The organism is Pseudomonas sp. OIL-1, assembly GCF_010669185.1.
GTDB lineage: Bacteria > Pseudomonadota > Gammaproteobacteria > Pseudomonadales > Pseudomonadaceae > Halopseudomonas > Halopseudomonas profundi.
On sequence record NZ_CP048629.1, the window covers coordinates 3213251 to 3234295 of the forward strand.

The following is a 21045-nucleotide window of genomic DNA, read 5'->3' on the forward strand; positions in this document are numbered from 1 at the left end:
GTGAAGCGTTCGTCTGGTCGGGTTAACCCACCGAGCCTTCGAGGCTGACCTCAAGCAATTTGCCCGCTTCCACGGCAAACTCCATCGGCAACTCCTTGAACACTTCGCGGCAGAAACCGTTGACGATCATCGAGATGGCTTTCTCCGCATCGAGGCCGCGTTGCTGGCACAGGAACATCTGGTCATCGCTGACCTTGGAGGTGGTTGCCTCGTGTTCCACGACCGCCGACGGGTTCTTGCTCTCGATATAGGGGAAGGTATGCGCACCACAGCGGTCACCAATCAGTAGCGAATCGCACTGGGTGAAATTCCGCGCGCCCTCGGCGCCGGGATTCATGCGTACCAGACCGCGATAGGCGCTGTTGCTGCGGCCCGCTGAAATGCCCTTGGCGATGATCGTCGAGCGGGTATTCTTGCCCAGGTGAATCATCTTGGTGCCGGTATCGGCTTGCTGGCAGTTGTTGGTAAGGGCCACCGAGTAGAACTCACCGACACTGTTGTCACCCTTGAGGATGCAGCTGGGATATTTCCAGGTGATCGCTGAGCCGGTCTCGACCTGCGTCCAGGAAATCTTGGCGTTGGCGTGGCACAGGCCGCGCTTGGTCACGAAGTTATAGATGCCGCCCTTGCCCTCCGAGTCGCCGGGATACCAGTTCTGAACTGTCGAATACTTGATCTGCGCACCGTCCAGCGCGACCAGTTCAACGACCGCAGCGTGCAGCTGGTTCTCGTCACGCATGGGTGCGGTGCAGCCTTCCAGATAGCTGACGTGTGAACCTTCATCGGCAATGATCAGGGTGCGCTCGAACTGCCCGGTGTTCATTTCATTAATGCGGAAGTAGGTCGACAACTCCATCGGGCAACGTACGCCCTTGGGGATATAGACGAACGAGCCGTCAGAGAACACCGCGGAGTTCAGCGCAGCGTAGTAGTTATCCTTCTGCGGAACCACACTGCCGAGATACTTCTGGACCAGTTCCGGACAACGGTGCACGGCTTCGCTGATCGGGCAGAAAATAACGCCCGCTTCTTCCAGTTTGGCGCGGAAGGTCGTCACGACCGAGACCGAGTCGAATACTGCATCAACCGCCACGCCAGCGAGCATCTCCTGCTCATGCAGCGGGATACCGAGCTTTTCGTAGGTAGCAATGAGTTCGGGGTCGACTTCGTCCAGGCTCTTGGGCTTATCAGCCATGCTCTTGGGCGAGGAGAAGTAGGAAACAGACTGGAAGTCTATCTCGGGATAATGCACGTGGGCCCAGGTCGGCTCTTCCATTTCCTGCCAGGCACGGAACGCCTTCAGACGCCATTCCAGCAACCACTCAGGCTCTCCCTTCTTGGCCGAAATAAACCGCACGACTTCTTCGTTAAGACCCGGCGGTAAAGTGTCGGACTCGATGGCAGAGTGAAACCCGGCCGCGTAGTCCTTCTTGATCAGGTTTTCGACTTGCTGAGACACGGTATCACCTCAATTTCGCAGCAATTGCCGTGTGACAACTTGCTGCCAATTCGTTTCAGGCTTCACAACGCCATGAGACGCTGCACTCTTCGATCGGCTCTTGGGCCGCTAGATCTAGATAATGCGTTCCAGGACTGGCTCGGCAGCGCCCGAGCAGCCCCGGTCCTGCCGCGAACGCACCCGCTGAATATCTTCACGGGAAACCAGTTCGGCCAGGGTTATATCATTCAGAAAATTACGCAGACGATTACTGAGATCAGTCCAGAGATGGTGGGTCAGACAGATCTCGCCGTCCTGACAGTCGCCTTTTCCCAGGCAGCGCGTGGCGTCCATCGAATCGTTAACCGCTTCAACAATCTGCGCCACGCTGATCATGTCCGGACCGCCAGCGAGACGGTACCCGCCTCCCGGGCCCCGAACGCTTTCAACCAGCCGGCTGCGCCGAAGTTTGGCGAACAACTGCTCCAGATACGAAATCGAAACGCCCTGGCGCATCGAGATATCGGCCAGGGTTATGGGTCCCTGGTCCGCATGCAAAGCCAGATCGAGCATGGCAGTGACTGCATAGCGGCCTTTGGTTGTCAGACGCATTCTAGCTCCTGGGAGGAGGTTCAACTTAGGCAAAACTATGCAATATCCAAGTGTTTTAGTCAAGTATTATGGCGGGCGCCGCAAGCCAGAGCGGCTGGATAGTATAAAGCCATCACCCTGTGCGTGAAACCGAACACATTGGCAGGGATAACCAACGGTGATCTAGTGCAAAACCGGTGATACAAAAGCGCGGACAGTGCTATCGTTGGACTATTCTTCGTCACCAACTCAAGGAGCCGGCATTTCATGAGCCACCACAAGCAGTTCTATATCAACGGTCAGTGGGTCGAACCCCAGGGCACCGGTAGCGCCGATGTCATCAATCCCGCCACCGAAGAAGTCATAGCCACTATTGCCTTAGGTAATCACGAGGACGTTGACCTGGCTGTCGCCGCAGCGCGCAAAGCCTTCGAAAGCTATTCCCAGACCAGCCGCGAAGAACGCATCGCGTTGCTCGAGCGCGTTATCGCGGTGTTCCATAAGCGCATGCCGGAAGTAGCCGAAGCCATCTCCATGGAAATGGGCGCACCTGCCAAACTGTCCAAGCAGGCTCAGGCCCCGTCTGGTCTCGGTCACTTCGCCACGGCGCTGGAAGTCCTGAAGAACTTCGAATTTGAAGAAGAGATCGGCACAACCCTGGTGGTTAAAGAACCGATTGGCGTGTGCGGCCTGATCACGCCCTGGAACTGGCCAATGAACCAGCTGACCTGCAAGATCGGCCCTGCCCTGGCGACCGGCTGCACCATGGTACTCAAACCCTCTGAAGTCGCGCCGCTGTCCGCGCTGCTGCTGGCGGAAATTCTGGATGAAGCAGGGGTACCGCCGGGCGTCTTCAACCTCATCAATGGCGACGGCCCCACCGTCGGTGCTGCCATGTCCGCCCACTGGGGCATCGACATGATGTCGTTCACTGGCTCTACCGGTGCCGGACGCCAGGTCATGAAGAGCGGTGCTGACACCATCAAGCGCGTCGCCCTTGAGCTGGGCGGCAAGTCCGCGAACATTCTGCTGGACGACGTCAATTTCGAGAAAATGGTCGCCCATGGCGTCATGTCCTGCATGAACAACAGCGGTCAGTCCTGTAATGCCCCTACCCGCATGCTGGTACCTAACAGCCGCATGGATGAAGTCAGCGCTATCGCTCAAGCCGTGGCCGCCAAGGTCAAGCCGGGCGACCCCAAGGCTGACGATACTGTTATCGGGCCGGTTGCTTCCGAGGCGCAGTGGAGCAAGATTCAGGGCCTGATCGCCGCCGGTATCGAGGAAGGCGCCAAGCTGGTTGTGGGCGGTACAGGTCGGCCTGATGGCCTGGAGAAGGGCTACTACGTCAAGCCAACCATTTTCAGTCACGTCACCAATGACATGAAAATCGCCCGCGAAGAGATCTTCGGGCCGGTGCTCACCATCATCGGTTATGAAGACGAGGAAGAAGCTGTACGTATCGCCAATGACACTTCCTACGGCCTGTCCGGCTATATATCGGCCGGTGACCCGGAACGCGCCCGGCGCATTGCACGCCGGATTCGTACCGGCATGGTTCACCTGAATGGTGCGCCGCTCGACAACAAGGCGCCCTTCGGTGGCTACAAGGAGTCGGGTAACGGCCGCGAATGGGGTCACTACGGTTTCGAGGATTTCCTCGAGGTGAAGTCAATCTTCGGTTACAACGCCAAGGCCAAGTAAGCCCAGCAAGGACCAACTCCACCTCGGCTGGTGGAATATTGCGCCACGCAGGCCGGGGGCAGCCCCGGCCACACTGGTTCCGCTTCAGTGCGGTAGCCACAAAAAAACCGCAGTCTCACGCTGCGGTTTTTTTGTGCCAATCGGTTCAGGTCACCCGAGCGACTTCACCGCATCAATCATCTGCACCATCACCTTCTGCGCGTCGCCATATACCATTGAGGTGTTGTCCGCGTAGAACAGCTCATTCTCGACTCCGGAATAGCCCTTGCCCTGCCCGCGCTTGACCACATAGGCCTGGCGCGCCATATCCACATTGAGAATCGGCATGCCGTAAATCGGGCTCGACTTGCGCGTGCGCGCAGCCGGATTGACCACGTCGTTGGCCCCGAGAACGATGGCCACGTCCGCTTGCTGGAATTCCTCGTTGATGTCTTCCAGGTCGTAGATAATGTCGTAGGGCACGCCCGCCTCGGCCAGCAGCACGTTCATGTGACCCGGCATGCGTCCGGCAACCGGATGAATGGCAAATGCCACGTCCACGCCCTGCTTCTGCAGCAGTTTCACGAACTCATAGAGCTTGTGCTGCGCCTGCGCTACAGCCAGACCATAACCGGGCACGATAATCACCTTGCTGGCGTAGTACATGGCAATGGCCGCGTCGGAGGCATCCGCGGGCTTCATCGAACCTTCTATGTCCCCTGCGTCGCTGTCGTCATCGCCACCGAACTGGCTGAAGATCACATTGGATACCGGACGGTTCATTGCCTTGGCCATCATCAATGTCAGAAGCGTACCGGCGGAACCGACTACGGTGCCGGCAATGATCATCGCCGGGTTCTGCAGTACAAAACCCTCAAACGCAACCGCCAGGCCGGTGAAGGCGTTGTACAGGGAGATCACCACGGGCATATCGGCGCCGCCGATTGGCGTGGTCAGCATCACGCCCAGCGCCAGAGCAGCGATAAAGAACACCGAGATCAACAGCATCGAAACGCCACCGCCGACTCCGGAGCCGATAATTGCCGCGCCAATCCCGAGCGTGACAAAAAACAGCACCGCGTTGATCAACTGTTGCGCCGGCAACCGTATGGTCCCGTTCATGCGGCCGTCGAGCTTGGCCCAGGCAATCAGCGAGCCGGACAGCGCAACCGAACCAATCAGCCCGCCGAGCACCGCCAGCATCGGCACCACCACGCCGTGCGCCTGGGCGTTACCGGAATACAGTTCCATTGCCGCAATGGCAGCCGCTGCGCCGCCACCCATACCGTTGTACAACGCAACCATTTGCGGCATATCGGTCATCGCGACCTTCTTGCCGCTGTACCATGCCCAACCCAGACCCAGTCCCAGGGCGATCAGCACCAGAGCCAGGTTCATGCTCAGATGCGGCTGTGCCCGCTCGCTGACATCAAGCCCATAAAGGAAAGCGGCCAGCACAGCCAGCACCATGCCGACACCGGCAATCAGGATGCCGGAACGCGCGGTAACCGGACTCGCCATACGCTTCAATCCGTAAATGAACAGCAATGCCGTTATGAAGTAGACGGATTCGATAATCATCTCAGTCATTCTTGTTATTCCTTGTCTGAGGCATCTTTCTGGCGCCTGTCGCTGGGCTTGAACATTTCCAGCATGCGCTCTGTCACCACGTAACCGCCAGCCGCATTACCCGCGCCCAACAGCACCCCGAAAAAGCCGATTACCTGCTCCAGCGGCGTCGCTGCGTTAAGCAATGCCCACATGGCGCCCACCACCACAATTCCGTGGACGAAGTTGGAGCCGGACATCAAGGGGGTGTGCAGGATCGCCGGCACGCGGCCGATAATTTCGTATCCGGTAAACGCTGCCAGCATGAAGATATACAGCGCGACAAAGCCGGTGATAGTAGTCGTTGCGTCCATGATTATGCCTCGGCGGTTTCGGCTGCCTTGCGGGCGGCCTCGTTGCGAATTTCACCGGCATGGGTCAAAACCGTTCCGGCCAGAATCTCGTCTTCCCAGTCAATCTGCAGTTCGCCGTCCTTGACCATCAGGCCAACCAGATGCTGCAGGTTGCGGGCGTACAACTCCGATGCATGCTCAGCCAGACGACTGGGGACATTCATGGGCGCGACAATAGTGACCGGGCCGACCTCGACAGTTTCTCCGGGAACGGTAAGCGGCGTGTTACCACCGCCCTCGGCGGCCAGGTCGATAATGACCGAACCCGGCTTCATGCCCATGATCTGCGCTTCACTGATAATTTTAGGGCTCGGACGGCCAGGGATGGCTGCCGTGGTGATCACCGCATCGGCCTGCTGGATGTGTCGGGTGACAACCTTTTCCACCTGGGCCTTTTCGTCGTCGGTCAGTTCGCGGGCATACCCGCCTGTACCGCTGGCGGAGACGCCGGTATCAACAAACTTGCCGCCCACCGACTCGACCTGCTCTTTGACTTCCGAGCGCACGTCATAACCCTCAATCATGGCGCCTAGTCGCTTGGCCGTGGCCAGTGCCTGCAAACCCGCTACGCCAGCACCCATCACCAGCACCTTGGCCGGACGCAATGAGCCAACGGCTGTGGTCATCATCGGCAGGATACGGTTGAGGTTGGTCGCCGCCATCAGCCCGGCTGCGTAACCGGACAATGCCGCCTGGGAGGACAAGGCGTCCATCGCCTGTGCGCGAGTAATGCGCGGCACCAGTTCCATGGCGAAACAGGTGATTTTCCGGTCACGGAGCGCCCTGACGATTTCAGGTTCGCGGTGTGCATAAACGAAGCAGCACAGCACCGTACCCGGTGCCATCTGCTCAATGTCAGACAGCTCAGGTGGTTGAACCCGGAAGACCAGATCGGCGACTACCGGCGTGCTGACTATCTTGACGCCTTCACCTTCATAAAGCGGGTCCGGAATACGCGCAGCCAGGCCCGCGCCGGATTGCAATGAGATGTCGATGCCCAACTTCGATAGCTTGCTGGCTACCGACGGCACCAGGGCAACGCGCTTTTCGTTCGCACGCCTTTCCGCTGGAACAAACAGACTGACCGGCATGGAGTTTCCTTTTATGTTATTCGTCTTGTACATATTGAAAGCCGGCGAAGAGCATACCCCAACCCCTGGCCGTTCTTGTAACGGATTCGATGCGCAAAAATGCACGGCGCACCTGCAATTTTCGCGAGCGGGGCGGTAGCGATAAACGACCCGCGAGGCGGTTTGGGAAAACCATAAAGTTCGAAAGCGTGCAGGTGCGGGATCAGCCTGTCAGCAGCATAAGCCAGACCGGCAGGGTAACGGCCGCCAGAAGCGTGGAGAGAAAAATCACGGAACTGATGATCCGACTGTCTTCGTCTGCCATGGCGAAAGCCAGCACGTTCACGCCCGTCGGACAGGCTGCCATCAGTATCAATACTGTTCGGGCATCTGCGCTGAGCCCTGGAAGCAAGAACCCACCAGCCAGCACGAGGCCGGGAAACAGCAACAGTTTCGCCAGTGTCAGGCCGAACATGACGCGGCTGATGTGCAAGCGGTAATGCGACAGGCTTAACCCCAGCACCAGCAATGCACAGGGCAACGCCGCGGCAGCCAGCCACTCCACCATGCGCCAGAGCGGTGCGGGCACGGACACACCGGAAAGATTGAGCGCCGCGCCTAGAAACAGGCCGATGATCAGCGGGTTTGCGAGGCTTTTGAACAGTCCCCACTTATCTATCCCGCCGCGTCCTTCGCCGCGCCACAGACTGTTGTAGAGACTCTGCAGGGTAAAGAGTACGAGGCTGTGGAAGATCAGGATGGCAAACAGATACACCAGTTTGTCCGCCCCGAGCAGGATGCTTATCAGTGGAACACCCACCAGCACATTATTCGAATAACTGGCAGCCAGGCCCATAGAGCTCGGCTGCCCTGATCGACGATGCATCAACCAGTTCACTGCGCAGAACACGCCGACGGCGGGCAGGAAGTACACCAGCAGAAGCAACGGCGACAGCCCCTCGCTCAGGTTGGCACGTGCCAGACCCGAGAACAGCAGCACCGGCATGAATATCCGGAAAGTGATGGAGGCCAGCGCCCCGCCGGCCTCGGCGGGCAACCAGCGGCGCTTGCCGAGCACATAACCCAGCAGGATCAGCCCGAAGATGGGGACAAGAGCGTTGATGACTACCACGCTATGGGCGCACCTTAACGAACTAGCGCAGACGCAAACGCGGGCGCATATTGATCGAGCAGATCCCTGTTGTCGTGCTGCCAGGGGTGAAAGTCTCTCCGATAATAATCCCGGTACACCCCCACAAGCTTGCGGAAAAACCCGTTGCGTCCCCATAACCAGCGCATGCCACGCCACATCATGGGCAGATCGGTCAGCTTGCCGTCCTTGCGCAGCATGTGCCACATGCCCCTGGTCACGTCCTTGAGAAAGAAAAAAGTCGCCTGACGCATAGCACGCCGCAGTATTCTGCGGTCGCCACATACCTGCATGTATACATCGAAGGCAACGGCCTTGTGCTCTGTCTCTTCCAGCGCATGCCACCGCCACAAGCTCTGCATGGGCCGAACAGCCCCATCAATCCATTGCGGCTCACGCAGCAGCAGATCCGCCATGATCGCGGTGAAGTGCTCCATCGCCACGGTGCCTGCCAGCTGCCGCTCAGCTGAAAAGTTTTTCTGAACGAAGCGGATGCGCTTTTTGACCGTGCTTTCCAGCGCATCGATGTCATAGCCCAGCTCGCGCAGGCGCTGGTTATATTCGAGATGTTCACGGCTATGATGACCTTCCTGGCCGATAAAACCACGGATCTGCTGTTGCAGATCGGTGTCGCTGATCTGATCGCGGAACAACCGGACCGAGTCGATAAAGTAGCGCTCCCCATCCGGGAACAGCACGGACATGGCGTTGAAAAAATGCGTTTTGAAAGGATCGTTACTGTGCCAGTGTCGCGGCAAGGGATCAGGCAACGCCAGATCCGGACGCCTCGGTAGTATCTGCAAAGCCGGCGGTGTTCTTGTTTGGATGTTCACGCGCGATCCTCCTTATCTGGTCTCAAGCCTGAATTGCATATTACCCTGTCTGGCCGTCAGGCATAGATGTCTGGCGTATTGAAGCGTAGCGACTAGAGTTACACATGATTTTTCACTACAAATGGATGTGCCATGACCGCAATCATCGATTTCCTCAATAATATCTTCTGGGGATACGTGCTTATCTACGGCCTGCTGGCGGTGGGTGTGTTCTTCACAATTCGGCTGGGGTTTCTGCAATTCCTGCATTTTGGCGAGATGATAAGAGCGATAAAGGGCTCCAGACAAAGCGATGCGTCGGGCATATCGCCCTTTCAAGCGCTATGCACCAGTCTTGCCTCACGGGTCGGCACGGGTAACCTGGCTGGGGTGGCTGTGGCGCTCTATCTGGGCGGTGCCGGCGCAATCTTCTGGATGTGGATGGTTGCGCTGGTCGGCATGGCTACCGGTTACGCCGAAAGCACGCTGGCGCAGCTCTACAAGGTACGGGACGGTAAAGGCCAGTACCGCGGCGGGCCGGCGTTCTATATGTCAAAAGGCCTGAAGGCGCCATGGGCCGGGGCAATCTTTTCGATCGCGCTGATCATTTCCTTCGGGCTGGTATTCAATGCCGTGCAAGCCAACTCCATTGCCGATGCGATGGAAGGTGCCTTCGGCCTTCCCAAGCTATGGTCTGGTCTCGCTCTGGCGGTACTGGCCGGCATGGTGATTTTCGGCGGTCTGCGTACCATCGCCCGGTTTGCGGAGCTGGTAGTGCCCTTCATGGCCGGTGCCTATGTGCTGATGGCGCTGCTGGTGCTGATCATGAATTTTTCCGAAGTACCCGGCGTGCTGATGACCATCGTACGCAGCGCGTTTGGCCTTGAAGAAGCCGCCGGCGGCGTCGCAGGCTCGGTGACGGCTGCTATGCTCAACGGTATCAAGCGCGGTTTGTTTTCCAACGAGGCGGGCATGGGCTCAGCACCCAACGTCGCGGCCACCGCCACGCCAGCTCCGCATCATCCCTCTTCCCAGGGGTTGGTACAGGCCATGGGGGTGTTCATCGACACCATCGTGATCTGTACCGCCACGGCCATCATGATTCTGCTTTCTGGCGTTATGGAGCCCGGCTCGGGTGTTACCGGTACGCAGTTGACGCAGCAAGCGCTGGAATCGCACATCGGGGTCGCTGGCAGCTATTTCATCGCCATAGCCATTCTGTTCTTCGCCTTTACCTCGATTGTCGCCAACTACTCCTATGCCGAAAACGCGATGATTTACCTCGGCGTCGGGAATACGCTGGGCATGACCTTATTACGGATGGCAACGCTGAGCATGGTGGTATGGGGCGCGTACGAAGCGGTCACGACGGTGTTCAACGCCGCTGACGCATCGATGGGCCTCATGGCGACTATCAACCTGGTGGCGATTGTCCTGCTCTCGGGGACCGTAGCCAAACTGACCAAGGATTACCTGGCGCAGCGCAAGCAAGGCGTGGTGCCGACGTTCAAGGCTTCGGACTATCCGGAACTGAAGGAGAAGATAAACAACAATATCTGGCGCTGAGGGCGAGTGGGCGGGTGCTGCGGGATGCCGTCTGCACCTGCCCTACCCCAACAGGAACGAACCCTTATCCGCGCAACCGCCAGGTGGTTCCGCCCTTTCCATCCTCAAGCACGACGCCCATCCCGGTCAGTTGATCGCGAATACGATCCGATTCAGCCCAGTTCTTGTCTGCACGAGCCTGCAGCCGCGCATCGATCAATGCCTGCACTTCCGCCGCATCGACCTGGTTGGACGCGCCGGCTTGCAGAAATTCATCCGCATCCAGCTGCAACACGCCAAGCGTCGAGGCCAGCTCCCGCACCGTGGCGCCGAGCGCGGCAGCGGCGTGCAGGTCGCTATCCTTCAGACGATTCACGTCGCGCACCATGTCAAACAACACCGCACAGGCTTCCGGCGCGTTGAAATCATCGTCCATGGCCGCCGCAAAGCGTTCGCCATATTCGACAGCTTCCATTGGCGCGGCATCTGGCAAGCCCTTGAGCGCGCGGTAGAAACGCTCAAGCGCACCCTTGGCTTCCTTCAGATTGTCTTCCGAATAGTTGATCGCGCTGCGGTAGTGACTGGACACCAACAAATAACGCACGACCTCCGGGTGATACTTCTCCAGCACTTCGCGGATAGTGAAAAAGTTGCCCAATGACTTGGACATCTTTTCCCCATCGACGCGCACCGCCCCGGCATGCATCCAGGTGGCTGCGTAAGGCTTGCCCGTCGCTGCCTCGCTCTGCGCGATCTCGTTCTCGTGATGGGGGAACACCAGATCGGGCCCGCCACCGTGAATATCAAAGCTTTCGCCCAAACAGCAGGTGGACATGACCGAACACTCGATATGCCAGCCTGGCCGGCCATCGCCCCAGGGTGATGGCCAGCTTGGCTCACCGGGCTTGGCTGCCTTCCACAACACGAAATCCAGCGGGTCTTCCTTGGCCTCATCGACCTCGATACGCGCACCAATTTTCAGGTCTTCTATACGCCGACGCGACAGCTTGCCGTAGCCTTCGAACCTGCCGACCCGGTAATACACATCGCCGTTACCCGGCGCATAGGCGTAACCCTTGTCTATCAGGGTCTGGATCATCTCGTGCATTCCGGCGATGTGATCGCTGGCGCGCGGCTCCTGATCGGGGCGCAGCACATTCAGGCGTGTTTCATCTTCGTGCATGGCGGCAATCATGCGCTCGGTCAACACTTGAAAGCTTTCGCCGTTGTCATTGGCGCGGCGGATGATCTTGTCGTCGATATCAGTAATATTGCGCACATAGGTCAGGTCATATCCGCGATAGCGCAGCCAGCGGGAAATAACATCGAAGGCGACCATCACCCGGGCGTGGCCGATATGACAGTAGTCATACACCGTCATGCCGCAGACATACATCCGCACCTGATTCCCTTCAAGCGGCTTGAAGGCTTCCTTGGTCTTGCTCAGGGTGTTGTAGAGACTCAGCGCCATGACCTTATTGCCCCCAGGAATCGCGCAGCGTGACGGTGCGGTTGAATACCGGCTTGTCTGCAGTCGAATCCACGCAATCGAGACAGAAATAGCCTTCGCGCTCAAACTGGAAACGGTCCTCAGGGGTCGCGTCTGCAAGAGACGGCTCGGCGCGGCACCCCTGCAAGGTGATCAGCGAATCCGGATTGATGTTTTCCAGGAAACCGACGCCCTCCTCGCCCTTGTCCGGGTTCGGCGTCTTGAACAGCCGGTCATACAGACGCACTTCGCATTCAATGCTTTCTGCAGCCGGCACCCAGTGAATGACGCCCTTGACCTTGCGGCCCTCGGGGTTCTTGCCCAGCGTGTCCGGATCGTAGGAACACAGCAGCTCTACGATATTGCCCTCGGCGTCAGTAACGGCCTCGTCGGCACGAATCACGTAGCTGCCGCGCAAGCGCACTTCACCGCCCGGTACCAGGCGTTTGTAGCCCTTGGGCGGATCGACCATGTAATCGTCCTGATCGATATAGATCTCACGGCTGAACGGCAGGGTACGCGTGCCGATATCCTGTTTCGGATGGCGCGGCAGCGACAGCTGTTCGACCTGGCCTTCAGGGTAGTTGGTGATGGTCACTTTCAGCGGGCGCAACACGCACATGGCACGCGGCGCATGGGCATCCAGGTCATCACGAATACAGAATTCCAGTACGCCCATGTCCACCACGCCATCGGAACGGGTCACGCCGATCCGTTCGCAGAATTCACGAATCGATGCCGGCGTGTAACCACGGCGACGAAACGCGCTGAGGGTCGACATACGCGGATCATCCCAGCCCTGCACGTGGCCTTCGTCGACCAGCTGTTTGAGCTTGCGCTTGCTGGTGACCGTGTAGTTCAGGTTGAGACGGGCGAATTCGTACTGGCGCGGTTTGGCCGGCACTGGCAGGTTATCCAGGCACCATTCGTACAACGGACGGTGATCCTCGAATTCAAGGGTACAGATTGAATGCGTGACGCCCTCAATCGCATCGGACTGGCCATGAGTGAAGTCATAGCTCGGATAGACGCACCATTTGTCACCGGTCTGGTGGTGATGCGCGTGGCGAATGCGATACAGGATCGGGTCGCGCAAGTTCATGTTGGGCGACGCCATATCAATCTTCGCACGCAACGCCTTGCTGCCATCGGGGAACTCGCCGCCGGTCATGCGCGCGAACAGATCGAGGTTCTCATCGACGCTGCGCTCGCGGAACGGGCTGTTCTTGCCCGGCTCGGTCAGATTGCCGCGGTACTCACGCGCCTGTTCTGGCGACAAATCGCATACGTAGGCCTGGCCCGCCTTGATCAGCTCGATAGCCCAGGCGTGCAACTGGTCGAAATAGTCCGAGGCATAATGGATATCACCGGCCCACTTGAAGCCCAGCCATTCAACATCACGCTTGATCGCGTCGATGTATGCCTGCTCTTCCTTCGCCGGATTGGTATCGTCGAAGCGCAGATTACATTCACCGCCAAATTCCTCGGCCAGCCCGAAATTCAGACAGATCGACTTGGCATGGCCGATATGCAGATATCCGTTTGGCTCCGGCGGAAAGCGGGTCACGATATGCTGGTGTTTGCCGCTTTCCAGGTCAGTCTTGACGATCTGCCGCAGGAAATGTGCTGGCGTGGTGGATTCCGGTTTGTTCATAGGGATTCGCAGGACTCGTTACAGGCAACGCCCATGGGCATCGCGGATTTTGGCTAGGCCGTATCGGCCAAAACGCTTATCATACCGGAAAGTCACAGGCGTCTAAATCGAAGGAGCCTCTGAAGAACGTAGCGAGCGAAGGTCAGGCAAGGCGAAATCCGACGAAAAAGCGCAGTTTACGTTCTGTAAATGAGCATTTTGAGGAGGGTTTCAACGCAGCATGGCCGAGCGCAGTAGTTATTCAGAGGCTCCGAAGCACGTCTGTCTCGCAGGATAATTAGTCTCAACTCGCTCCGAGGATTGCCTTGATGGTCAAACTACATACGAATTTTGGTGTTATTACCCTGGAACTCTTCGCTGACAAGGCGCCGGAAACGGTCGAGAACTTCAAGCAATATGTCCGCGACGGCCATTACGACAACACCATTTTCCACCGCGTCATTCCCAACTTCATGATTCAGGGCGGCGGATTTGAACCCGGCATGAAGCAGAAAGAGACCCGCGACCCGATCAAGAACGAAGCCAACAACGGCGTCAGCAACAAGGCGGGCACGGTAGCCATGGCACGCACCATGGAGCCCCATTCCGCCAGCGCCCAGTTCTTTATCAACGTCAACGACAACGACTTCCTTAATCATAGCGCTCCCACCGTTCAGGGCTGGGGTTACACCGTGTTCGGCCAGGTCACCGAAGGCATGGATGTGGTAGAGAAGATCAAGTCGGTATCCACCACCATGCGTGCTGGCCATCAGGATGTGCCCGCCGACGACGTGATCATCGAGCGCGCCGAACTGGTCGAGTAACGCTACAGAATGCGTTCGCTGTTTATTTCAGACCTGCACTTGCAAGCCGAACGCCCGGATATCACCCGGGCGTTTTTGCATTGCCTTGAGCAGCGTGCCAGCCAGGTAGACGCGCTCTACATTCTTGGCGACTTTTTCGAGGTGTGGCTCGGCGACGACGACCCTAATCCGCTCGCCCGTGAAGTTGCTTCCGCCCTGGCCGCCGTTGCAGCCAAGGGCGTGAAGATTTATCTCATGCACGGCAATCGGGATTTTCTCCTGGGCAAGCGGTTCTGTCAGGAGGCCAGTTGCACCCTACTGAATGATCCGACGGTCATCACGCTGAATAACGAACCCGTATTGCTTATGCACGGCGACAGCCTGTGTATCGACGATCTGGGTTATATGCGCCTACGCCGCTTGCTGCGCAACCCACTGAGCTTGTTCGTTCTGCGCAATCTCTCGCTGAAAACCCGGCACAAGATCGGGAGAAAGCTACGCTCTGAAAGCAGCGAGCAAACCCGCTACAAAGCCGCCGACATCACAGACGTCAATCCGGACAAGGTGGTCGAGGTGATGCGCGAGCACAAGGTTCGCACGCTGATTCACGGTCACACGCACCGCCCTGCTGCGCACGATCTCGAAATCGACGGCCAGTCCGCGAAGCGGATAGTGCTGGGGGATTGGGATAAGAGCGGCTGGGCACTGGAAGTGGATGAGGACGGTTATCGGCTGGAGAGTTTTGCGCTCTGATGGCGGGGTTGATCTGGCACCCTTGAACAGCGTGGCTAGCTGGACTTTTGGGTGAACCTGAGCTCGTCCAGCTTGTAGTTCAGTCAGACCAAACCCGGCGTCCTGCGGACGCCATCGCGGCGAGTCGCCCCTCCTACACATTTACATTTCTGCCATTGGCTACCTGAGAGCACTCGCACTCTTCCGTTAGAGGCGCGACTCGCGGCGCCCCATAGAAACCGAGCCAAGCAAATATCCCCACCCACAAAAAACCCGGCCACAAGGCCGGGTTTTCATTTACCGCTCAAGCGTTACTTACAGCTTGCCGTCCAGCTCCGGGATGATCTGGAACAGATCACCAACCAGACCGTAGTCGGCTACCTGGAAGATCGGCGCTTCTTCGTCCTTGTTGATCGCAACGATCACCTTGGACTCTTTCATGCCGGCCAGGTGCTGGATCGCGCCGGAGATACCGACGGCGATGTACAGCTGCGGTGCAACGATCTTGCCGGTCTGACCGACCTGCATGTCGTTGGGTACGAAACCGGCGTCCACTGCGGCGCGCGAGGCACCCACGGCAGCGCCGATCTTGTCGGCCAGCTTGTACAGCATTTCGAAGTTGTCACCGTTCTGCATGCCGCGACCGCCGGAGATGACGATCTTGGCACCGGCCAGCTCGGGACGGTCAGACTTGGCCAGCTCTTCGTTAACGAAGCTGGACACGCCGGCGTCCTGGGCAACGTCTAGGTTCTCGACGCTGGCGCTGCCGCCTTCGGCTGCAACCGGATCGAAACCGGTGGAGCGCACGGTGATGACCTTGACCGCTGCGCTGGACTGCACGGTAGCGATGGCGTTACCGGCATAGATCGGACGTTTGAAGGTATCGGCGCTTTCAACGGCGATGATCTCGGAGATCTGATCGACGTCCAGCAGGGCCGCGACACGTGGCAGGTAGTTCTTGCCGTTGGTGCTGGCGGTGGCCAGGATGTGGCTGTAATTCTTGCCAATTTCGGCAACCAACAGGGAGATGTTCTCCGGCAGCTGGTTGGCGTAGGCAGCGTTATCAGCCAGCAGGACCTTGCTCACGCCTTCGATCTTGGCGGCCGCGTCAGCGACAGCAGAGCAGCCCTGGCCAGCGACCAGTACTTCGATGTCGCCGCCAATGGCTTTGGCAGCCGCCACGGTGTTCAGGGTCGAGGCAGTCAGCTCGGCGTTGTTGTGTTCAGCAATAACCAAAATTGTCATTTAGATCACCTTGGCTTCGTTCTTGAGTTTGTCGACCAGCTCGTCTACCGACTTGACCATGATGCCGGCGCTGCGCGCGGCCGGTGCTTCAACCTTCACAGTGGACAGGGTCGAAGCGATGCTGACGCCCAGATCTTCCGGCTTGAGGGTTTCAAGCGGCTTCTTCTTGGCTTTCATGATGTTGGGCAGCGAGGCGTAACGCGGCTCGTTCAGACGCAGGTCAGTGGTGACGATGGCCGGCAGCTTCAGATCAACGGTCTGGGCGCCACCGTCGATTTCACGGGTAACCTTGACGCTTTCGCCTTCGACGTTGACTGCCGAAGCGAAGGTGCCCTGGCCGTAGCCGGACAGCGCAGCCAGCATCTGGCCGGTCTGGTTGTTGTCGGAGTCGATGGCCTGCTTGCCAAGAATGACCAGCTGCGGCTGTTCCTTGTCGACCACACCCTTGAGCAGCTTGGCGATGGACAGCGAGCTCAGCTCTTCAGTGGACTCAACCAGAATGGCGCGATCGGCACCCAGTGCCAGAGCGGTACGCAGCTGCTCCTGGGCAGCAGTCGGGCCGACAGACACAGCGACGATTTCAGTCGCCACGCCTTTCTCTTTCAGGCGCACGGCCTCTTCCACGGCAATTTCGCAGAAGGGGTTCATCGACATCTTGACGTTGGCGAGATCGACACCGGAATTGTCCGCTTTGACGCGAACCTTGACGTTGTAGTCAACGACCCGTTTAACCGCTACTAGTACCTTCATGGCATCCTCTTAGTGAATAAAACCTCGAGAGCTTCCCGTCTCCGGATAATGAAGTTGACTGGATGACCGGACGGGACCATTCATAAAAAAAGCGCTTTATCATGACGATGAGCCTACACCGGGTCAAGGTGTGGACCTTGTTGTGCGGGCCGCTGTCTGAACCGCTAGCGTATGTTTGCGTTGGAGCAGCCCTGCTTGGCTGATATAATGCGCGGCTAACCGGCCCGGGATGGGCCTCGATAACTAAATTCTGATCCGGCCTAGAGTAGGAGATATATAGTGGAACGCGAATTCATGGAGTTTGACGTTGTCATCGTCGGCGCAGGGCCGTCCGGCCTCTCCGCTGCCTGTCGCATCAAGCAGCAGGCTGCTGAAAAAGGCCAGGAAGTCAGCGTCTGCGTCGTTGAAAAAGGTTCCGAGGTCGGTGCCCACCTCCTCTCTGGCGCCGTTTTCGAGCCACGCGCCCTGAACGAACTCTTCCCCGACTGGAAGGAAATGGGTGCGCCTCTTAACACGCCGGTGAAGCGTGATGACATCTATATGCTCACCAACGAAGAAAAAGGCTACAAAATCCCGAACCTGTTTGTGCCGAAAACCATGCACAACGAAGGCAACTACATCATTTCCCTGGGCAACCTGTGCCGCTGGCTGGCTGAACAGGCCGAAAACCTTGGCGTGGAAGTCTACCCCGGATTTGCTGCCCAGGAAGCGCTGATCGATGAAGGCGGCGTCGTTCGCGGTATCGTCACAGGCGACCTTGGCGTTGACCGTGAAGGCAACCCGAAGGAAGGCTTCTTTACCCCTGGTATGGAACTGCGTGCCAAGTACACCCTGTTCGCCGAAGGCTGCCGCGGCCACATCGGCAAGCAGCTGATGAACCAGTTCAAACTGAACGACGGTGTCGATCCCCAGCACTACGGTATCGGCATCAAGGAAATCTGGGATATTGATCCTGCCAAGCATGAAGAAGGCCTGGTCGTCCACACGGCAGGCTGGCCGATGGATATCGTGGGTAGCGAGAACACCGGCGGTTCCTTCCTGTATCACATCGAAAACAACCAGGTCGTGGTAGGTCTGATCATTGATCTGTCCTATTCCAATCCGCACCTGTCACCCTTCGATGAATTCCAGCGCTACAAGCACCATCCGGTAGTGAAGCAGTATCTGGAAGGCGGCAAGCGTGTGTCTTACGGCGCACGTGCCATTGCCAAAGGCGGCCTGAACTCTCTGCCCAAGATGGTATTCCCGGGCGGCGCGCTGATTGGCTGCGACCTCGGCACCCTGAACTTCTCCAAGATCAAGGGTAACCATACGGCCATGAAGTCGGGCATGATCGCTGCCGACGCGGTGCTTGAAGCATTAGGTGCTGGCCGTGAAGGTGGCGACGAGCTGACAGGCTACGTTGAAAGCTTCAAAGCCAGCTGGGTCTACGACGAGCTGTTCCGCTCGCGCAACTTCGGCGCCGCTATCCACAAATACGGTGCGCTGCTGGGTAACGCGTTCAACTTCATCGACCAGAATCTGTTCGGTGGGAAGATGCCGGTGACCCTGCACGACACCACGCCGGACTACGCATGCCTGAAAAAAGCCTCGGAAGCTGAAAAGATCAACTATCCGAAGCCGGACGGCGTGCTGAGCTTCGACAAGCTTTCCTCGGTGTTCCTGTCAAACACTAACCACGAGGAAGATCAGCCGGTTCACCTGACGCTCAAGGATCCCAGCATCCCGATCGAGCACAACCTGCCGCTGTACGATGAGCCAGCGCAGCGCTATTGCCCGGCTGGCGTGTACGAAGTCGTCACCAACGACGACGGTGACAAACGGTTCCAGATCAATGCGCAGAACTGCGTTCACTGCAAAACCTGTGACATCAAGGACCCGGCCCAGAACATCAACTGGGTAGCCCCTGAGGGCACCGGCGGACCGAATTACCCCAACATGTAATTTGGTGCTGGAACGAAACAAGGCCTCGCATATGCGGGGCCTTGTTGTTTTCCTACACAACCAGGCGCTTTACGCCCCAGGGAGGCACGATTAGCTTTTCCTGGGAGTGTCGAGCACCTGCTCGACGCTGGGCTTGAACAGGGTTAGCGATCGTCTGAGAAACCCGTGTACGACGGATAGTTTGCCGTAGAGCAGGCGCTCTACAGCCCCAGGGCTCTACAGCAAGCTTGCCTGCTCAGTCAGGCCGCGACCACAGGAACAAGATCCGGGTGGTGCGGATTTGGCAGCGGGGGCAGGCCATGTCTGGCCCTGGCGCGCTGACAATGCGGACTTTCCTGCCCTGCTTCCCCATGATAGGGAAATTCCCGACAAGCGCTGGAACGTTGCTCGTAGATATTGCAGCGTACCGCACCGCCGACCGACCCCATCAATGACACACAGCGAGGCTCGGGCTGATTGGTACCTTGCATACAACTCAAATGCGGGCTTATCTGTTCCGTCAGATGGGAAGGTACACCTCCCTCTTGGGCGCTGTCCGTCTCGCCCCAGTAAAACGAAACCCTGAATGTGGCACAGCATGCACCGCAGTTCAGACAGGGCGTTGTTTCGCTCATTTCATCGCGTACCTCAAGCTGATTTCTGGAGCGCGATTTTTACAGCGAAGCAGCTTGAACACACAAGCGAATTTCTCGTCGGTGGCGAACTGAACCCGGAAATATTCTAGGCCCGATCAAGCCCACCGGCTGTCAGGGTGGAGCAAGTGTCGAAAACAGGGATGTTTTCGTCAAGCCCCCAAGGATGGGTTCACGGCGTCTTGCGCAGTCCTGACTGCCGGTGGGCGATCATCATCAACAATCAAGCCGGGCAACGTGCTGGGCTTATGACGGCATATTGGCAGATAAGGGAATACTCCCCCAGCCGGGTTCTGACGCGGTACCATCAAGGCAACTTCACACCAGCAAACGGACCTCTGCATGACTGAAACCGCCATCATCGCCGGCCTCGACACCCGGCGCCTGTCACGAATTGCCGAGCATCTGGACAGAGCCTATATCACCCCCGGCCGACTTCCGGGGGCTCTGACCCTGGTCGCCCGGCATGGCGAAATTGCCTACCTGCACGCCCAGGGACTGATGGATGTAGAGCGCAACAAGCCGGTTCAGACGGATACCTTGTTCCGTGTCTATTCAATGACCAAACCGGTAACGTCAATTGCCTTGATGCAGTTGTATGAGCAGGGTCGGTTCTTATTGGACGATCCGGTGCACAAGTACATACCCGCGTGGAAGGATCTGCGCGTCTATAAATCCGGTGTGCATCCCAACTTCATAACTGTACCCTGCGAACGCCCCATGACCATTCGGGACCTTCTGACGCATCAGTCGGGCCTGACCTACGGTTTCATGAATCGCACCAATGTTGATGCGGCCTATCGGGAACTGAAACTCGACGGCAATTCCGGTCTGACGCTCGAGCGCCTGGTGGATGAACTGTCGCGATTGCCGCTGGAGTTTTCACCGGGCACAGCCTGGAATTATTCGGTGGCCACCGACATTTGCGGCTATCTGGTACAACTGTTGTCGGGCATGAGTCTTGAAGATTACTTCGCCGAGCAGGTGTTCAAACCGCTGAACATGCAGGACACTTTCTTCACCGTGCCCGCCGACAGCCTGGACCGCTTCGCGGCGTGCTACCAGTATTTGCCAGGTGATCAATTCAGCTTGCAGGACGACCCGCAGCATTCACATTTCGCGCGCCGACATGGCTACCTGTCCGGTGGTGGTGGTCTGGTTTCCAGTATCAGCGATTACCACCGTTTCGCCCAGGCCCTGGCCAATGGCGGCGAACTGGAAGGCGCAAGAATTATCGGTCGCAAGACGCTCGAGTTCATGCGCTTGAACCATCTGCCGGACAATGCGGATCTGCCCAGCGTCTCGGTCGGCGGCTTCAGCGAAACACCCTATGACGGCTCCGGCTTTGGCCTCGGTTTTTCGGTCAAGACCGATATCGCCAAATCGCAAACCATTGGCTCTGTTGGTGAATACGGCTGGGGCGGCATGGCCGGCACCGCTTTCTTCATCGATCCGGTGGAGGATCTGGTGGTGATTTTCATGACCCAGTTGATACCCTCCTCTGCTTACCTGGTAAGACAGGAGCTACGCGCGCTGGTACAAGGCGCACTGGTTGACTGATCCTTGC

18 protein-coding genes are annotated in these 21045 nt (G+C 58.1%); 6 read left to right on the plus strand and 12 right to left on the minus strand.

All coding sequences use genetic code 11. The annotated features are described in order from the left end of the window. Positions 1-22: 22 nt before the first annotated feature. Both sufB and iscR read right to left on the minus strand, forming a co-directional pair. Positions 23-1459 carry a Fe-S cluster assembly protein SufB gene (gene sufB / locus G3M63_RS14900; RefSeq protein ID WP_150301562.1) on the minus strand — a complete coding sequence of 479 codons (1437 nt, stop codon included), beginning with the start codon at positions 1457-1459 and terminating at the stop codon, positions 23-25. A 114-nt stretch (positions 1460-1573) separates the two neighbouring features. Beyond that, positions 1574-2050, minus strand: coding sequence for a Fe-S cluster assembly transcriptional regulator IscR (gene iscR / locus G3M63_RS14905; protein WP_150301561.1), 477 nt, complete (start codon positions 2048-2050; stop codon positions 1574-1576). A gap of 246 nt (positions 2051-2296) precedes the next feature. Here iscR and G3M63_RS14910 point away from each other — a divergent pair, with 246 nt between their 5' ends. Then, a complete protein-coding gene (locus G3M63_RS14910) occupies positions 2297-3733 on the plus strand; it encodes an aldehyde dehydrogenase family protein (protein ID WP_163983628.1) in 1437 nt (478 codons plus the stop codon). A 150-nt stretch (positions 3734-3883) separates the two neighbouring features. Here G3M63_RS14910 and G3M63_RS14915 read toward each other — a convergent pair whose 3' ends face one another. The 5 genes from G3M63_RS14915 to G3M63_RS14935 form a co-directional block, all read right to left on the minus strand. After that, on the minus strand, positions 3884-5302 hold the full coding sequence (locus G3M63_RS14915; RefSeq protein ID WP_218573616.1) for an NAD(P)(+) transhydrogenase (Re/Si-specific) subunit beta: 1419 nt from the start codon (positions 5300-5302) through the stop codon (positions 3884-3886). A gap of 5 nt (positions 5303-5307) precedes the next feature. Then, the gene (locus G3M63_RS14920; protein WP_150301559.1) at positions 5308-5634 is read right to left on the minus strand and encodes an NAD(P) transhydrogenase subunit alpha; all 327 of its coding nucleotides are present in this window, start codon (positions 5632-5634) and stop codon (positions 5308-5310) included. Positions 5635-5636: 2 nt separating this feature from the next. Continuing rightward, positions 5637-6764: an NAD(P) transhydrogenase subunit alpha gene (locus G3M63_RS14925; RefSeq protein WP_163983629.1), complete on the minus strand. Its 1128-nt coding sequence runs from the start codon at positions 6762-6764 to the stop codon at positions 5637-5639. A 202-nt stretch (positions 6765-6966) separates the two neighbouring features. Then, positions 6967-7875: an AEC family transporter gene (locus tag G3M63_RS14930; protein WP_163983630.1), complete on the minus strand. Its 909-nt coding sequence runs from the start codon at positions 7873-7875 to the stop codon at positions 6967-6969. 14 nt (positions 7876-7889) lie between these two features. Further along, positions 7890-8720 carry a metal-dependent hydrolase gene (locus G3M63_RS14935; protein ID WP_163984289.1) on the minus strand — a complete coding sequence of 277 codons (831 nt, stop codon included), beginning with the start codon at positions 8718-8720 and terminating at the stop codon, positions 7890-7892. Positions 8721-8858: 138 nt separating this feature from the next. On the opposite strand from G3M63_RS14935, the gene G3M63_RS14940 reads away from it, so the two are divergent. Further along, a complete protein-coding gene (locus G3M63_RS14940) occupies positions 8859-10271 on the plus strand; it encodes a sodium:alanine symporter family protein (RefSeq protein WP_163983631.1) in 1413 nt (470 codons plus the stop codon). A 64-nt stretch (positions 10272-10335) separates the two neighbouring features. On the opposite strand, the gene cysS is transcribed toward G3M63_RS14940, so the two are convergent. Together cysS and G3M63_RS14950 are read right to left on the minus strand one after the other, a co-directional pair. Further along, on the minus strand, positions 10336-11721 hold the full coding sequence (cysS, locus tag G3M63_RS14945; protein WP_163983632.1) for a cysteine--tRNA ligase: 1386 nt from the start codon (positions 11719-11721) through the stop codon (positions 10336-10338). A gap of 4 nt (positions 11722-11725) precedes the next feature. Beyond that, positions 11726-13393 carry a glutamine--tRNA ligase/YqeY domain fusion protein gene (locus G3M63_RS14950; RefSeq protein ID WP_150301554.1) on the minus strand — a complete coding sequence of 556 codons (1668 nt, stop codon included), beginning with the start codon at positions 13391-13393 and terminating at the stop codon, positions 11726-11728. A gap of 308 nt (positions 13394-13701) precedes the next feature. Here G3M63_RS14950 and G3M63_RS14955 point away from each other — a divergent pair, with 308 nt between their 5' ends. Beyond that, positions 13702-14196 (plus strand): peptidylprolyl isomerase, encoded by a 495-nt coding sequence (locus G3M63_RS14955; protein WP_150301553.1) that lies wholly within the window; start codon positions 13702-13704, stop codon positions 14194-14196. Between the two features lie 9 nt (positions 14197-14205). Continuing rightward, on the plus strand, positions 14206-14928 hold the full coding sequence (locus G3M63_RS14960) for a UDP-2,3-diacylglucosamine diphosphatase (RefSeq protein WP_150301552.1): 723 nt from the start codon (positions 14206-14208) through the stop codon (positions 14926-14928). A gap of 294 nt (positions 14929-15222) precedes the next feature. Here G3M63_RS14960 and G3M63_RS14965 read toward each other — a convergent pair whose 3' ends face one another. Both G3M63_RS14965 and G3M63_RS14970 read right to left on the minus strand, forming a co-directional pair. Continuing rightward, a complete protein-coding gene (locus G3M63_RS14965) occupies positions 15223-16152 on the minus strand; it encodes an electron transfer flavoprotein subunit alpha/FixB family protein (RefSeq protein ID WP_163981887.1) in 930 nt (309 codons plus the stop codon). Then, positions 16153-16902, minus strand: coding sequence for an electron transfer flavoprotein subunit beta/FixA family protein (locus G3M63_RS14970; RefSeq protein WP_163983633.1), 750 nt, complete (start codon positions 16900-16902; stop codon positions 16153-16155). Between the two features lie 279 nt (positions 16903-17181). Between G3M63_RS14970 and G3M63_RS14975 the strand changes: the two genes are divergently transcribed. Continuing rightward, the gene (locus tag G3M63_RS14975) at positions 17182-18846 is read left to right on the plus strand and encodes an electron transfer flavoprotein-ubiquinone oxidoreductase (protein WP_150302419.1); all 1665 of its coding nucleotides are present in this window, start codon (positions 17182-17184) and stop codon (positions 18844-18846) included. A gap of 239 nt (positions 18847-19085) precedes the next feature. On the opposite strand, the gene G3M63_RS14980 is transcribed toward G3M63_RS14975, so the two are convergent. After that, positions 19086-19460, minus strand: a complete 375-nt coding sequence (locus G3M63_RS14980; protein WP_150302420.1) for a YkgJ family cysteine cluster protein — start codon at positions 19458-19460, stop codon at positions 19086-19088. Between the two features lie 360 nt (positions 19461-19820). Here G3M63_RS14980 and G3M63_RS14985 point away from each other — a divergent pair, with 360 nt between their 5' ends. Continuing rightward, on the plus strand, positions 19821-21038 hold the full coding sequence (locus tag G3M63_RS14985; RefSeq protein ID WP_150302421.1) for a serine hydrolase: 1218 nt from the start codon (positions 19821-19823) through the stop codon (positions 21036-21038). Positions 21039-21045 lie beyond the last annotated feature (7 nt).